Origin of the sequence: Pedobacter ginsengiterrae (assembly GCF_039537385.1) — a bacterium.
Taxonomy (GTDB): Bacteria; Bacteroidota; Bacteroidia; order Sphingobacteriales; family Sphingobacteriaceae; genus Pedobacter; species Pedobacter ginsengiterrae.
The window spans coordinates 85,331-103,069 of the sequence record NZ_BAABAK010000001.1 but is presented as its reverse complement, the minus strand read 5'-3'; the positions used below and the strand labels follow the sequence as shown (position 1 = coordinate 103,069).

At 35.4% G+C, this 17,739-nt stretch carries 6 protein-coding genes; 3 read left to right on the top strand and 3 right to left on the bottom strand.

Annotated features, from left to right (window positions below):
• Positions 1 to 6 precede the first annotated feature (6 nt).
• The 3 genes from ABD692_RS00365 to ABD692_RS00355 form a co-directional block, all read right to left on the bottom strand.
• On the bottom strand, positions 7 to 6,645 hold the full coding sequence (locus ABD692_RS00365) for an amino acid adenylation domain-containing protein (RefSeq protein WP_344764060.1): 6,639 nt from the start codon (positions 6,643 to 6,645) through the stop codon (positions 7 to 9).
• 803 nt (positions 6,646 to 7,448) lie between these two features.
• Complete coding sequence (locus ABD692_RS00360) at positions 7,449 to 8,285, bottom strand: MBL fold metallo-hydrolase (RefSeq protein WP_344764058.1); 837 nt, start codon at positions 8,283 to 8,285, stop codon at positions 7,449 to 7,451.
• Between the two features lie 54 nt (positions 8,286 to 8,339).
• Complete coding sequence (locus tag ABD692_RS00355; RefSeq protein ID WP_344764545.1) at positions 8,340 to 9,362, bottom strand: LacI family DNA-binding transcriptional regulator; 1,023 nt, start codon at positions 9,360 to 9,362, stop codon at positions 8,340 to 8,342.
• A gap of 402 nt (positions 9,363 to 9,764) precedes the next feature.
• Here ABD692_RS00355 and ABD692_RS00350 point away from each other — a divergent pair, with 402 nt between their 5' ends.
• The 3 genes from ABD692_RS00350 to ABD692_RS00340 are packed head-to-tail and all read left to right on the top strand — an operon-like array spanning position 9,765 to position 17,736.
• Positions 9,765 to 12,902 (top strand): SusC/RagA family TonB-linked outer membrane protein, encoded by a 3,138-nt coding sequence (locus ABD692_RS00350; protein ID WP_344764056.1) that lies wholly within the window; start codon positions 9,765 to 9,767, stop codon positions 12,900 to 12,902.
• A 4-nt stretch (positions 12,903 to 12,906) separates the two neighbouring features.
• A complete protein-coding gene (locus tag ABD692_RS00345; RefSeq protein WP_344764054.1) occupies positions 12,907 to 14,601 on the top strand; it encodes a RagB/SusD family nutrient uptake outer membrane protein in 1,695 nt (564 codons plus the stop codon).
• Between the two features lie 36 nt (positions 14,602 to 14,637).
• A complete protein-coding gene (locus ABD692_RS00340) occupies positions 14,638 to 17,736 on the top strand; it encodes a SusC/RagA family TonB-linked outer membrane protein (protein ID WP_344764052.1) in 3,099 nt (1,032 codons plus the stop codon).
• The last annotated feature ends 3 nt before the right edge of the window (positions 17,737 to 17,739 follow it).

Sequence of the window (17,739 nt, the reverse complement as noted above, 5' to 3'; positions counted from 1 at the left end):
ACACTTTTACGTAAGTTTAACTTGCAGATATTTTCCTTCCTGGTTAGGATCTTGAACAAACCAAGCAGGATTTCCCTCTTTATCTTTTCCCAACTTAGCACCCTTTACAGGAGGATTATTTCCATCAACAACTACATCACTTGCAACATAATTATTATTAGTTTGATTTAGCGAAGGGAAAAAACTTGCTTCAATCATCTCATCCATACTTTCAGTAAAGCAATTGATAATTTTATCAATATCCTGATAAGTTAGTGTTTCTGTTATAAAACAAGGAAAACCATCTAAAACATGAATGCCTTTTTCTCGCATTAAAGCAAACATTAATTCGCTGTACGGAATTTCTTCATGATATTTAACTTTCCAAAGCGAGCCGTAATTAGCCACATATATAGGAAGTTGTCTTTTTTCGAAAGCATCATTTATACCCTTACTTAAATAAGCGCCTTTTTCGTTTAGCTCTTGCTGTAAAGCAGGACCTTTTTCTTTCATGTAATTAAGTGATGCTTTTGCCGATGCCAAAGCGAGAGGATGGCGTACGAATGTTCCTGCAAAATAGGTTACGCCAATTTCTGGATATGAGTTATCGCCATAATCCCAATTTCCACCATCCAACGCATCCATGAAATGGCTGGTACCAGCAATTACACCAATTGGCACGCCTGCACCAATAACTTTACCATAAGAAGCTAAGTCGGCTTTAATTCCAAATAGAGCTTGAGCGCCGCCTGGATGCATTCTAAATCCCGTAATTACTTCGTCAAAAATTAATGCAATACCCGCCTCAGCAGTAATTGTTCTTACTTTCTTTAAAAATTCTATTGGAACAAATTCTGGTCGTCTACTTTGTACAGGCTCAACTAAAACAGCTGCAATTTCGTCTGCTCTTTCTTTAATTATTGCTAAAGATTCATCAGTTCCGTAATCTAAAACGAGTATATTTTGCACAGCTTCAGGCATAATTCCTGCTGCTGCTGGGAATGATTTTAGTTTTTTTGTTCCTCTAACCAAAACTTCATCAATAATACCATGATAGGAGCCTGTAAATGCTACAATAAGCGATCGGGCTGTTACTGTTCTTGCTATCCTAATGCAACCTAAAACAGCTTCAGAACCAGTGCTACAAAGCGCTGCTCTATCAAAACCCGTAAATTCACAAATTAGCTTGCTAACTTCTGCAGCCAATTCATGTTGAGGGCCCACTTCGTAGCCTTTATCAATTTGTTCGTGCATTGCTGCCTTTATAACTTCAGGTTGGTAACCTAACATGCTAGATCCAAAGCCATTTAAAGCATCAATATATTCGTTGCCATCGATATCCCACAACTTGCTACCGTTCGATTTATTTATAACGATCGGATAAATAAGTTCTTTAGTTGCAGGTCTGAAACCCGAAACAACTCTCGGATCTGCCATATAAGAACGGCTGTTTTTGGTATATTCTTTACTTTTAGAGGTTTTTTTGTTGTAGCGTTCAACTAAATTGCTAATAAAATCTGTTTGTTTTTGATTCAAATCCGAAGATTGACGTTCAATTTTAGGAGTGGCACCAAAAGGTTTTTGAATTTCTGCTTTTTCTTCTGCAGATAGACTATTATCCGAAGTTTTATTTAACTCTGGTGTTTTTGCAGTATTATTCGTAGCAACTGCTTGTACCCGTGTAGGTTGGATAGATACAGGTGCACCACCTTGCATAAGCATAACTTGTTTAGATAGAATTTCTAACTGCTGCGCAATTAAACTAAGTGCACTATCATTAACAGGCATTGAAGCTACGTTTTGTTGTATATATTGAACAGCTTGTGGTGCAACAAGAGGTTGTTGTGTAACTGCTTGAGCTACATATTGTTGCTCTTGTATTGCATCAGCAGGTGTATTTGTATCTAAGTAATCAACTAGAGTATCTATAGAAGAGTATTCTTCGTTTAACTTTCTAAATGTAATAGGTAAATTAAATTCTCTTTTTAATGAAATAGCAACTTGAGTTAATAATAATGAATCTAGTCCTAATTCAAGAAAATTTCTTTTCGGATCAATATTGCTCATTTCAATACCTGAAGCATCTTCTAATATTTGCTTAACTTTTTCTGTCAGGTTATTTTTTCTCATCACAATAATATTTAATGGTATACTTTGTTTGGTTTGTTCTGGTACAACTTCTGTTTCAGTTGGTTTCGAGGTTACAGCACTTACCCAATATCTCTTTTTATCAAATTGATATCCTGGTAAATCTACAATTCTTCGGTTTTGGTTTGCATAAAAATCATCCCAATTCGGACTAATTCCATTAACCCATATTGTACCCAATGCGTTTAGCAATGAACTGTATTCGTGCTCTTTAGTCGCTAAGCTCGATACCGAAGTTACTTTAGTTGCCTTAACAGCGGCAATTTGTTTAATTAGAGTAGCAGTTACATTGCCTGGTCCAATCTCTAAAAATAATGGTAAATCTCCATCAATAATATTTTCTATTGCTTTAGAGAATAAAACTGTTTTTCGTAACTGTAACGTCCAATAATCAGTATCGGTTGCTTCTTCGTTAGTTAAAATTTTTCCAGTAACGGTAGAAATTATAGGTAGAGCAGGGGAGAATAATTTTACTTCCGAAACAATTTTTCTAAAATCATCTAATATTGGATCCATCATGCTCGAATGAAAAGCATGACTCGTAAATAGTTGCTTATTAGCAATTTCAGCTTTATCTAAAAGCTTTATAAATTCTTCGATTTGATCAAAAGGTCCAGCTACTACACAAACCCTCGGACTGTTGATTGCTGCTATTGATAAATCACCAAATAATAAATCCGCAACAATTTCACTTTTCTCTCGTACCGAAAGCATAGCACCCGAAGGTAATCCGCTGATTAACCTACCTCGGTTAGCAACTAATTTTAAACTGTCTTCTAAAGAAAAAATTCCTGCAAGCTGGGCTGCAACATATTCTCCGACACTATGACCGCATAACATGGTTGGGTTAATTCCCCAACTTATCCAAAGCTTAGCCAAAGCATATTCAGTTACAAAGAGGGCTGGTTGAGTATATTTCGTATCTTTTAAGATATTACTTGCTTCTTCAGAGGTATTTTCTACATAGATTATCGCTCTGATATCGGTATCGATATACTTTTTCAATATACCAGCACACTCATCAATTGCAGCTTTATAAACAGGTTCCTGCTTATAAAGTTCGAAACCCATGTTTAAGTATTGTGCACCTTGCCCAGGAAAAGTGAAAACCAATTCGCTCGGTAATTCATTAAGTGTATTATCGTTTATTACATTCGATTGTTCTAGTAATTCTTTAAACTGATTAGCTGAATCAGCAACTAAAAACCTGCGGTATCGATAATCGTTTCTGGTTTTTTGCAGGGTATAAGAAATATCTGAGAGTTCTGCATCAGGATTTTTATCTAAATAAACATTAAGCGCTGTTGCATAATTTTCTCTGCTGCTTTCTGAGTTCGCCGACCAAGTAATAAGCTCAGCAGGCATTTTTTCTGCAGGTTCTTCGATAATATTATCATATTCTTCGAGCACTACATGAACATTTGTTCCGCCAACGCCAAAAGAGCTTACGCCTGCAATTCTTTTGTTATCGGTTTCCCAGGCAGAAAAAGTATTGTTAACATAAAATGGACTGTTTTTAAAATCAATATTGCGATTTGGTTTAGTGTAACCTAAAGATGCTGGAAGTTTTTTGTGCTGTAAAGCCAGACATGTTTTTATTAAACCTGCTACACCAGCGGCATGCGTTAAATGGCCAAAATTACTTTTAACTGAACCTATAGCACAAAAATTATTTTTATCCTGTGGGCCGAATGCTTCAACTAAGCCTTCAAATTCAATTGGATCGCCAATAGGCGTGCCTGTTCCGTGTGCTTCAATGTAGCTAATTTCAGAAGGTTCTACTCCCGCATCTGCAATTGCATCACTTATAGCGCCCGCTTGTCCCTCCGTACTTGGAGCAGAGAAACTACCTTTGCCAAAACCATCATTATTAATTCCAACACCCTTTATAATGGCATAAATTTTATCACCATCATTTAAAGCATCATCAAGTCGCTTTAATAAAACAGCGCCAACACCATCGCTAAAAACCGTTCCTGTTGCATTATCATCAAATGGTGTACAATGGCCATCGGCACTTAACATGCTGCCTTCCTGATAAATGTGGCCGCTATTTATAGGTGCAGTAATACTAGCTCCACCCGCTATGGCAATTTCACATTGATTTGCACGTAAACTATTTACCGCTGTAGCAACAGCTAAAAGAGAAGTTGAACACGCAGAATTTACGCTTACAGCAGGACCTTTTAAATTTAAGTGATAAGCAGTTCTCGAAGCGAGGTAATCTTTATCATTAACAGATAAAACCTGCGTTTTACCTTGATTATTAATTAAGGTTGGATGACCCAAAACATTGTTTTCGTAATAGGTATTATTTCCATTGCCTGCGTATACGCCAATTTTAGATTTGTGTTTAGAAGATAGATATCCTGTTTTTTCTAAAAGCTCATGAGAAACTTCTAGAAATACACGTTGCTGTGGATCCATTAGTTCGGCAAGCTTTGCATTTATTCCGAAAAAAGCAGGATCAAATTTATCTGCATCATTTATAATTCCTCTTGCTTTAACATAATTCGAATCATTTTTCAATTCGTCGGGTATGCTTTTGTCTAAATCGCATTCAGAAAAAAATGTTGTGGTTTCGCGACCTTCAGAAAGAAGACTCCAAAACTCTTCAATCGTATCGGCACCAGGAAACCTGCCCGACATACCAATTATCGCTACATCTTTTGTAGTAGTGGATGTGCTTTTAGTGTTGCTTGTTTTTTGTTTAGAATTAACTTTATCAAGGTATTGTGCTATTCCAGATATGGTTGGAAATTGATAAAGCCTGGTAACAGGTAAACTATAGTTAAATGAAGACTTTAATTCGGCTACGGTTTTTTGAGCCAGTAAAGAGTTGCCACCCAATTCAAAGAAATTATCATTTACGCCAATTTTATCATAACCGAAAATGTTTTTTAAAACTTTTTCAATTTCAATTTCTTTTTGGGTTGATGGTTTTTTAAAGATTACGTTCGATTCAGGTCTTTTACTATCTGGTTTTGGGAGCAACTTGCGATCAACTTTTCCACTTGTTGTTTTAGGGAATTCTGATAACCACACAAATGCATCAGGAAGCATATAATCTGGTAAAGATTTTGCCATTAACTCACGAAGTTTATTTCCTTCATAGTTCTCCTTTTCGCCGATTAAGTAAGCTACCAAAACCTTTCTTCCTGGTAAATCCTCTCTTAAAACAACAGCAACCTGTTTTATGTCTTTTTGTTGAGCTAAAGCAACTTCGATTTCTCCAAGTTCAACTCTGTAACCTCTAATTTTAATTTGAAGATCTCTTCTTCCTAAAAATTCGATATTCCCATCAGGAAGAATTAAAGCAAGATCGCCAGTTTTGTATATTCTGGTATTCGATTCTGGTATAAACACAAATTTTTCGGCAGTCATTTCTGCCGAATTTAAATAGCCGTTTGCTAAGCAAACACCACTAATGCAAAGTTCGCCAATTTGTCCGCTGGGTAGTTCTTCTAAGTTTTCGTCGAGAATTAAGATCTTAGTATTGTAAATGGCTTTGCCAATGTTTGGCAGATTTGGCCATTCAGAAGGATTTCCAGTAAGCTTAAGCTCAGTTACAACATGTGCTTCAGTAGGCCCATATTGATTATATAATATTAAACCTGGTATTTTTGTGAAAAAGCTAATCACCTGAGGCGTAACTTTTAACTGCTCGCCTGCAGTCATTACCTCTTTTAGCGATGAGGGAAAAATATCATTTGCAATTGCACTTTCTGTAATAGATTGCAAGGCAACAAACGGAAGAAATATTCTGTTTACTTCTTGTTCTTTAATTAAATTTAAAAGCATGTAAGCATCTAATCTTAAATCTTCTGAGATAAGAACTAAATGACCGCCAGTTGTTAAAGTAGCGAAAATCTCTTGAAACGAAACATCGAAACTAAGAGGAGAAAATTGTAAAGTTTTAGTTTTAGGGACGGCTATCGATTTTTCCTTTTGCCATAGCAATAAGTTAACCATTGCCATTTGTCCCATGCAAACACCTTTCGGTATACCAGTGGTACCAGAAGTATGTAAAATATAAATTAGGCTGTCTTTTTCTGTTTTTACATCTAAATTTTCATCCGATAAGTCTTTTGAATAATTTAAGATGTCTTCTATTATTAAAGTTTCGCAGTCTGAATCATCAAATTTTGAAACGTTTTTGCTCGATATTAAAAAGAATTTTGCTTCAGAATTAGCGAGTACAAAATTTGCTCTGTCTTTTGGATAGCTTAAATCTACAGGTACGTAGGCACTCCCAGTTTTAATAATAGCGAGTAAAGAAATGATTGTATTTATTGAACGCTCCGTAGATAATGCTAGCCTATCATTCGGTTTAATGTTTTTCTGAATTAAAAAACGAGCAAGTTGGTTAGCTTTTTTATTTAATTGATCATAAGAAATTGAGATACCATTAAAGCTTACGGCAACCTCGTTACCATACTGCTCAACAGTATTGTAGATTAAGGTATTAAGCATTATGATAATGTCGCTTTCCGATGCGTCTTTTTGGGTTGAAAACATATTTTTAAATATTGCAATAGCTTAAATAATAAAGCTTTATAATAAAAAAATGATGATTACTGTATTTTGCAATTTAATAGCATAATATGACTACTATTAAATTTAACATATTTTATTTAATTTTTTCTCAAAACCATGTCAGATAATGATAGGCTGATTATTGCAGAAGTATAGAAAAAAGTTCGTGCAAGTTGCCCGACTGGATGGCTTGAATTGTTTTTTTTGTTAGTCATGATCGAGAGTTGTCGACTTAAATTCACATCAAAAATTATCAAATAAATGATAGCTTTTGTTTTTTAAAAAATAGGATAATTGTTGCTGTTTATGAAACAACTTAGGTCTATTTGGTAATTAATCGTTTGTTTGGTTGTATTTAAATACATTTCAAATATAATGAAATCGTATGCATATTTTATATAAAATATCAGACTAATTGTAACGATTACATTCACTAAATATTAAAACAAGGAATATTCATATTTCAGTTTTACAATGGTTTAATTATACACAGTTTGGGACTGATTCTAGCAAACTATTAAATGTTTTAGTTTAGATATAAATATATGGTTGCGTAGAAAAGAGAAAGGGGCTTAAATCCATAAGCCCCAATAAACCAAACAAACTATTTATGAAGTTTTAATATAACCATCAAGAAATAAATTTGTTTCAAAAAAAAGAGATTAAAATTAATTAATCCCTTTTTTGATGTTAATTTTAAATCGTCCCGTTGATTTATTTCTAACGAAACAAACCTCTATAAATAATGAGGCTAAAACAATACCTAATACTTGGTATTTTTCAATTTAAAATAGATTAAGTTGTGTAGGTTTGTAAAGTAGTGGGTCGAAGTTATATTCGTTTATTGTATCAGTTTGATGAGCTGTGAAATAGATATCGCTTTCGTTATAACGAGAGGCTACTGTTACAAAAGTTTTATCGGCAACGTCTTTAAATAACTTTTCTACCAAAACAGGGTCATTATTATCTTTTGATAAATGACTGAGTAAAAGATGGCTCATGTAATCTGGCTTATGGTTAAGAAATAACTCTAAAGCTTGCTTGTTCGAAAGATGTCCTTTTCCACTTGTAATCCTTCTTTTTAAGTGATAGGGATATCGTCCGTTTTCCAGCATATCGGTATCATAATTTGCCTCTAAAAATGCTGCATGGCAATTTTTAAATTGCGAGATTAACCTATCGCAAACCGATCCTATATCAGTGAAAATTCCAACTCTTGTATTCTTATATTCAACGGTAAAGCTAAATGGATCTGCCGCATCATGAAATTTCGAAAAAGCGCAGACCTTTAATTGTCCAATGCTAATGGTTTCGAGATGTGTAAATGTGAAAACATTATCTGTATTTAAAACCAGTTTACTGCTTTTTAAAGTGTTTGTGGTAATGTAAACTGGAAGGTTGTATTTTTTTGATAATACAGCTAAACCTCTGATGTGGTCGCTATGTTCGTGCGAAATAAAAATAGCTTTGACTTTCTGAAGACTTAAACCAAGTCTTGCCATCCTTTTTTCTACTTCTTTGCAAGATAAACCAACATCAACTAAAACAGCTTCTTCTTTATTACCAATGTAATAACAATTACCGTTGCTTCCAGAATTTATAGATGTAAAATATAGTGCCATTAAGTTTGCAAGATAGGGCTAATTTGCTGCGATGACAAAAACTTTCCGTAAAGTTTAGTTCGAATCGTGAATAACTAGTTTGCAATCAACCATTATTTTTTGATAATTTTCCATGTCAATTTCCTTATTAATTAATTTTAGAAGCAGATTAATGGCATTTTCACCAACTGATTCAGGATTTTCTTCTATCGATGCAATAGGGGGGGAATCCAAATAGCTGATAAACGAATTGTTTCCAAAACCAACGCATTCAAACTCATTAAATTTTGGGTGATTAATACTTCTCAGGTATTTCACAGCATCAAATAATATAGGCTCTTTAAAAGCAACCAAAGCCGTAGGCATATTGCTTTGATCGGCAAATAAGTTTTTAATGGCTGTTATTGTATTTTCCTTATCAAAATCTGTGTACGCAACTAAAGTGGCATCAAAAGAAACATTATTATCTTTTAAGGCATTAATATAACCATTAAACCGATCGTGTGTAAAGTTGATCATTTTTGGCCCACCTAAATAAGCAATTTTTTTGTGGCCTCTATCTATTAAAAACTTTGTAGCCTGGTAACATCCTTGAAAAGTATTTCCTAAAACTTTATGACAGTTTAAGTTAAAACTTGGGTTACGGGTATAATAAACAACAGGCAAACCAATTTGCTCAAACTGATCGAAGTGAGAAAAATCTTGGGTGTTCTTCGAAATTGCTACAATCAACCCATCAACCCTACTTTTTAAAAGCATATTGGCCAATTGAATTTCTTTCTCTAAATCATCGTGAGATTGCCCAATGATAACGTTGTACCCATGCTGCATAGCAAATTGTTCAACGCCATAAATACTTCGGGTAAAAAAATGGTCTAATAAATTAGGAAGAATAATACCTATAATTCTCGATTTACGTTCTTTTAAATTAATGGCCGATTTATTAGGCGTAAAATGCAAATCGCGAGCCATTTCCTGAACACGTTTCTTCGTATATTCATTAATTGTAGGGTAGTTATTAAGCGCTTTAGATACTGTTGATACTGACATTTTTAGCTTTTCTGCCAAAAATTTTAACGTAACGGGCGTATTATTCATCTTCTTTTCCAATCTCCATTGCATAGATAAGAAAAATTTTGGAAATTATTTCAAACGTTTGAAATAGATATGCAATGAGTATTCGTTGTTTTTAGCCATTTAAGAGTGATTTTATAATCCTCCGTTTTATACATTCGTTATTAATAATCACAACTAACCAAATAACTATGCACAAATCACTACTTCCCACTAGAAAAAAAGTCCGTTAAATTCATCATCATTTGGCTCTACCAATTGATTTAATTTTAGCGCACAAAAAACAGATTTCTTAAAATTCTTTAACAAAAGAAATGCGGTTATAAACTGCAAGGGGCTATTTTTTTGCATTTTTTTTGCTAAGAAATCTCTATGCAGGTATTTATAAAACAGAAAAATAAAACCAAATAAACAATATAATTAATTATGGATAAACTATACATTTTTAAAGAAAAACTTCTCTTTATCTACCAGCTTGATTTAAGAAAGAAAATTCTTTATTCGTTAGCATTTTTTCTTTTTTTTAATTGTTCCGAAATTTTTGCACAAACAACATTAACAGGAACAGTAAGAGATAGTAAAGGAGAAACTATTCCTGGAGTAAGTGTAAGGGTTAAAGGAACCCAAAACGGCACAGCTACTAATGAGGATGGAAAATTTTCCTTAAGTGTTTCTAATGGTAATTTAACAATTGTATTCGCAAGTATCGGATATACAACAAAAGAACTTCAAACGGGAGGTAAAACAACTATAAATACAAGTCTCGAAGAAGATACCCAAGGCTTGGAAGAGGTAATGGTTGTAGGCTATGGCGTTCAGAAAAAATCTACGTTAACAGGCGCTGTTTCTCAAATAAATTCTGAGGAAATTATGAAATCGCCAACACCAAATCCAACAAATAGCTTAATTGGACGTTTGCCTGGATTAATCGCGGTGCAAACAAGCGGTCAGCCAGGGGCTGATGGTGCATCTTTAAAAGTGAGGGGTGTGGCTACTTATGGTAGTAACAATGCGGCAATTGTAGTGGTTGATGGAATAGAGCGACCAAGCTTTTCTGATGTAGATCCGAATGAGATTGAAACCATTACAGTTTTAAAAGATGCGGCTTCAACCGCCATTTATGGTATTAGAGGTGCAAATGGTATTATTGTTATTACCACCAAAGTGGGTAAAATCGGTAAGCCAAAGGTTACTTATACAGGCAACTTGGCCCAACAAACTTATACTGGTTTAGCTGTTGGATCTGGAGCCTATGATAGTGCGGTTATGCTAAACCAATCGTATACAAATGATGGGAAGGCACCGTTTTTTACAAGTGATGATTTACAAAAGTTTGCTGATGGTTCTGATCCACTTGGGCATCCTGACGTGAGGTGGTTCGATTATTTAACCAAAAAATATTATACCCAAACTCAACATAATATTAATATAAACGGAGGAACAAAAATTGCCAAATACTTCGTATCAGCAGGCTATTCTTTTCAAGATGGTATATTTAAGAAATTTGAATCGCCTTATGGCATCAATACGGTTCCTAATTACAATCGTTATAATTTCAGATCAAATTTAGATTTTAATTTAAATAAAGATTTAACTGTTGGTTTAAAATTAGGCGGTCGATTTGCAGATCGTTATCAGCCAGCTGGTCTTCTATCCTCGTCTGCTTTTTCTTACGATACGATTGAGGGGATGATTTCTCGTATTTTACAGGTCCCAGCTTATGCTTATCCTGTAACATTGCCCGATGGCCGAATTACGGCAAATCCAAATATTGGAACCAACATTTGGAATCCTTACGCGATACTAACCCGTTTTGGTACCCGTAACGATAATATAAATACGATTGAAAGTACTTTTAATATTGATTATAAGTTGGGTTTTATTACCAAAGGTTTGTCATTCAAAACTAACTTTGGTTACGATTCTTACTATAACAACGTTGAGCGAAGAAATGCAAACTGGGCAGCTTATGTTTATAATGCAGCAACAGGAACTTCAACTTTATCAACCGATACGAGGAATCGTGATGAGCCTCTTGGTGCTGTTCAAGGTGGGGGGGTAACTTCGGGAAGTACCAACATGAACCTGCAAACAGGTTTTTATTATGATAGACATTTCGGTAAACACAGCGTAACTGGCTTATTATTAGGAACTCGACAACTAGTACGAACTACTGGAGAAACGGCTTTTACCGCACCGCCAAGAGCAGTTCAAGGTTTAGCTTCTCGTGTTGCCTATAATTATGAGGAACGATATTTTGCTGAGTTTAACGCAGGTTATAACGGCTCAGAAAATTTTCCAAAAGGTTTAAGGTATGGTTTTTTCCCAGCGGCTTCTGCAGCATGGGCACTCACCAATGAACCATTCTGGAAGAAAAACGACATTTTAAATTACTTTAAAATTAAAGGTAGTTATGGTTTAGTAGGTAACGATAAGATATCAGATTTACGTTTTCTCTATTTAACAAGTTATTCTGCAAATACTCAGGCACCCTTTGGTAATCCTTTATCGATAAGTAATTTTCCAACACTTTTTATCGGAGACACAAACTTGGGAAATAACGCGGTAACCTGGGAAACAGGAACAAAGCGAAATTTAGGAATAGAAAGTATCTTCTTTAAAAATTCCTTAAAACTGAATGTGGATATATTTGATGAAACTCGTCGTGATATCCTAACCAATTCATTAAGTGGTTCTGCGTTATTTGGTCACTCTTACCCTAAGTTAAATAAAGGTATTGTGTACAACAAAGGGTATGAGGTTGAGATGGATTACCAAAAACAGTTTGGACAATTAACCGTTGGATTAAATGCTCAAATCAGTTTTGCTAAAAATAAAATTCTTGAAAACGACGAGCCAGATGGAATGCCTGAAGCATCGGTAAGAAAAGGAACACGCGTTGGACAGTTTTTCGGTTACGTTACAGATGGTTTTTATCAATCTGCCGCAGATATCGCTGCATCACCAAAACAGCAAGGTTTTAGTCCGATTCCAGGCGATTTGAAAATGAAAGATTTGGATGGAGACGGACAAATTACTACGCTCGATCAAAAAGCTATAGGCTATAGCAATACACCAGAGTATGTTTACAGCTTTAGCCCAAGATTAAGTTATAAAGGATTTTCATTTTCCATTTTATTTCAAGGCGTAGCGAATGTTAGCTCAAATGTAATTTTAAATGAGCAAAATAACGGACAGCAAATGTATCCGTTTATGCTTGATGCCTGGACCCCAGCAACAGCTGCTACTGCCACGTGGCCAGCACTGCACGCTCGAGGTACAGCATCGTTAAATTATGCTCTAAATGATTTTACGTTACAAAATTCTGCATACTTAAAAATTAGAAACGCCGAATTATCATGGACTCTACCAAAAAGATGGGCTGAGGCTATTAAAATAGCAAATGCAAGGATTTACTTACAAGGACAAAATCTTTACACCTGGACAAAATACAAGTTCTATATAGATCCCGAAAATGTGAATACGATAAATACAGCTTTCCCACTACAAGCGCTTTATCCAACCTCTAAAATTTACAACTTAGGTTTAAATCTTACTTTTTAAGAACATGAAAAACTATTTAAAATATACAATCATCTTTACTTTAATACTTTCTAGTGTTTCTTGTAAAAAGGACTTTTTAGAAAGGACACCTGGAGTAGCATTAAATGAAGAACAGATATTTGCAGATCCCGCACAAGCGGCTAAATTTGCCGATAATGCATATAATTATGTAATTAATAAATACGTGCGATTTAATGATCATCGTGGTTGCACGTCTCAGGCTTCTGATGAAGCTGTTTCAGGTAACTCTGAAGGTTCAATTACATCTTTAAACAGAGGTTTATATCACGAACATTCTACTGGTCCATCTCTAAATGATATTGGGGCCATATGGAATTTGATGTATGCTGGTATAGCAATTGAAACGAAAATGCTGGCAAAACTATCAAGTGTTCCTCCAGCACCACCAGCAACAGTTTCAATTTTCGATCCAGTAAGGGTAGAGGGCGAAATGAGATTTTTGAGAGCCCTTTCTTATTTTGAATTGACAAAAAGATTTGGCGGAGTACCGATAGTAGATAAGGTTTACGAAGTAAATGATGAACTTAATTTGCCAAGAAGTTCTTTTGATGAAGTTACGAAATACCTTCTAGCAGATTTAGAGATAGCGGTTGCTAAACTAGGTAACGATGCAGATTACACTGCTTCGATGTATGGCCGACCAACAAAAGGTGCTGCTCAGGCCCTAAAAGCAAGAGTTCTCTTATATGCTGCCAGCCCGCTTAATAATGCTACTGGAGATAAAGCAAAATGGAAAGCGGCAGCAGATGCAGCTGCTGTTTTAATGGATGGAAGATATTCGCTGCAATCTTCTTACGAAGACTTGTTAAACGTTCCTTCATCTCCTGAGTACATTATGATAAGAATTAAAGGAAATACACCATTAGCAGGTGAAATGATGCAGGATTTCTCTATGTCGCCAGGTTCTGGTGGTGCACAAGGACAAATGAATCCTACTCAAAACCATGTAGATATGTATGAAATGGCAAACGGAAAAGCGATAACAGATCCAACATCTGGTTACAATCCTCAACAGCCATATCTAAACAGAGAACCACGTTTTTATGCAAATATAATATACAACGACAGACCGTGGCAGGGCCGTAGAATTCAAATGTGGTCTACTCCAGCAGGAGCATTAGATTATAATACAACCATAACTTACACTGCAACCAGATATTACTGTAAAAAATACTGGCCAGAAGTTTACCGAACTGTGGGGGGTAGCACAACATTGTTAAATTATATCTATTTCAGATATGGTGAAATTATGTTGAATTATGCTGAAGCTCAAAATGAAGCAGTTGGACCAGATGCCTCTGTTTACGATCAGCTAATATTAATAAGAAAAAGAGCAGGAATAGATCCTGGTGCAGATAATCTTTACGGATTAAAAGCCAACATGACTCAGGATGAAATGCGCACCGTACTTAGACACGAAAGAGCAATTGAACTTGCTTTTGAAGATCATCGCTGGTACGATATAATGCGTTGGAAAAATGGAACCCAAACCATTGCTGTGCCTATGAAAGGCATGGAAGTAATCAGAAACACCAATGGTTCATTTACTTATACACCATTTGTTTTAGCTGCTGGTTTTCAAAAGTCGTGGACAGAGAAACAGAATTTATACCCAATTCCCCGTACAGAAATTTACAAAAGTAAAGGCGTATTAATCCAAAACCCAGGGTGGGAATAGTTATCTATTAGTGTTATTTTAAAAAGATTATTAATAATGAATTTAGCAAAAATAAGATATATAGCGTGCTTACTGTTTTTCCTTGTAGGTACAATCAATGTATATGCACAAAATCCAGATGCCGACATAACTGTTAAAGGTAAAGTTGTCGATCAGGATAAAAAACCACTTCCTGGTGTTGTGGTGACAATTCAAGAAGATAAAAGGAATAAATCGGTAACTACTGGCGCCGATGGTTCATTTACTATAGATGCAAGTACCAGCGATGTTTTGGTATTTAAATTTATCGGTTATAAAATGATTATAAAGCCAGCTACCGAAGTAAACAAAGATCAGGTTGTTTTATCTAAAGCTTTGGTTGACGCTGGTGATGATGATAACGTTTACATTCCATTCGGAGTAAGAAAAAGAAGAGAAATTACAGCATCAATTAGTACAGTTTCTGCTGATGCACTTCCTCAAATTCCATCTTCATCGTTAACCAATGTTTTTGCAGGTAGAATGCCTGGTTTAGCAATTTACCCAAGTGGTTCTCAACAACCAGGTTATGATGTTGCGAGTTTCTTAATCCGCGGGCGATCATCATATAATAGCAATCAAGACCCATTAATTTTAGTAGATGGTATTGAAAGAGATTTCAGATCAATGGATTTGGGCGAAATTGAAAGTATTAGTGTTTTAAAAGATGCTGCAACATTAGCTTGGTATGGTATGTATGCGGCAAACGGTGTAATTTATGTTAAAACGAAAAGAGGAAGTGCAACTTCTACTAAGGTATCTTTTGATGCTCAAGTAGGCTTACAAGCTCCTTTACAGGTAACTAAACCATTAGATTCGTACACCTATGCTAATTTATATAACGAAGCTTCGATAAATAGTGGTGGTACATCTTTTTACGATGGTACAGCTTTACAAGCCTACCAAAGCGGAAGTGATCCATACAAATATCCCAACAATAACTTTGTACGTGATTTTACAAAAACTGTAGCTCCAACCCAACGTTATGTAGCATCAGTTTCTGGAGGAAATGCGTTCATTAAGTACTATGCTTTATTAAGTGCCTTTAATCAAGGCGGATTTTATAAGGGCGGAAACAATGAAACTTACGATGCAAATACAGATTTCTCACGTTATAATTTAAGAACAAATATTGATCTGCATGTAAATAAAAATTTAGATGTAGCTTTAGATATTGGCGGTCGGATTAGTACATTAAATTTCCCTGCTGCAGGTACTGGAAACTTTCTAAGTGCTGTTTATTCTACACCTCCAAATGCGTTTCCAGTTCTTAACGCAAATGGCTCTTATGGTGGTACATCGATTTTTACATCAAGCAATCCGCTGGCAATGTTAGAGTCGGCAGGTGCAAGTACAGATTTAACCCGTAATATGATTGCGACCATTAGTGCCAGGCAGAAGATGGATGGCGTATTGAAAGGTTTAGCCGCAGAAGTGTACTACGCTTATGATATTGCTGGTTTATACCGTTCGGGTTTTACGCAATCTTATGCAACGCAAGAACTTTTACCAACAAATGTGTATCAAACTTACGGAACGGCACAAAATGTAGATTATTTACCTAATGCTTTCTCTGGTAATTTAAGGAAAAGTGAATTTTGGGCAGGCTTAGATTACGACAGAACTTTTGGTCAACATGGCATTAAGTTTTCTACGAGAGTATCTAGACAAAACTATTCGCAATTTGGCTTCTTGGATATTAGACGTGAAGGCTGGTCAAACCGTTTATCGTATAATTTTAAAGAGCGTTATTTTGTAGATGTAATTGGATCTTTTTCTGGATCTGAAAACTTTGCTCCAGGAAATAGATATGGCTTTTTTCCAGCAATATCTGGAGGATGGATCATTTCTGACGAAAGTTTTATGAAAGGAAGTGCTTCAGTTCTTGACTTCTTAAAACTAAGGGCATCTTATGGTTTGGTTGGTAACGATGCCCTTGGTTCTGCCAGAAGATTTGCATTCAATAATTTCTACAGCAGAAGCGCAACTGGTTATACTTTTGGAACAGGCTTTACTGGTGTAGGTGGTACGGCACAGCTGGCTGCGGCAAATCCTTTCTTAACCTGGGAAAAAGCATATAAAACCAGTATTGGTTTCGATGCCAAATTGTTAAAACAATCTTTATCAATTAGTGCCGATTATTTTTATGAAGATAGAAAAAATCTAGCAACTGCTTCTCAGTTACCAAGTTTATTAGGGCAAACCTTAACCTATGTAAATGAAGGAGAAGCGTCGTATAGAGGCTTTGAAACGGGGATAAATTATGGTAAAAAATTAGGTGATTTTAATCTTAATGTGTTTGGTAATTTTACTTACAATACCAGTAAAATTTTAGCGGTTAACGAAGCCGCAAATTTACCTGAATATCAAAAAGCTTTGGGTCATCCAATCTCCAGTGTAATTGCGCCTTCTGCTACCGCATCAACAAATCCTGGATACATTAGTACCATGTTAATATCAAAGGGGCTTTTTCAAAGTCAGGCAGAAATTGATGCTGCACCGAAACAACTTTTATCAAGAGATGTAAAGCCAGGCGATATCAGATATGTTGATCAGAATGGTGATGGAATTATTAACGACTTGGATAGAGTTAGAACCGATTTCAATTTTGTACCTAAAGCATACTTTGGTTTTGGAGCTTCACTCGCATTTAAGAATTTAGATATGAACTTCTTGTTTCAGGGAACAAGTGGCCGTTCTATTTACATTCAGCAGCTTGTAAATGCTGGAACTACCAATAACGGTTTCTTAAATCAGTTTAGTGTGGATAGATGGACACCAACAACTACGGATGCACAATTTCCTAGATTACTTTTATCTGATCGTGGAAACAACACAGCCAACTCAGATTTTTGGATCCGTTCAGGCGATTACATTCGATTGAAAAATGTAGAGTTGGGCTACAGTCTTTCTGCTTCAACCCTTAAAAAATTAAAAATAAGCCAGCTTAGGTTTTTTGTTAGTGGATTAAACCTACTTACCTTCGATAAACTTAATGGTTTACCAGTCGACCCAGAATTGCCAGAATCGGGTTATGCATCAAGCATTGGTGGTATCAATAGTGCCTCTTATCCATATATGAAAATTTATTCTTTCGGTATGAATCTGAAATTTTAATTG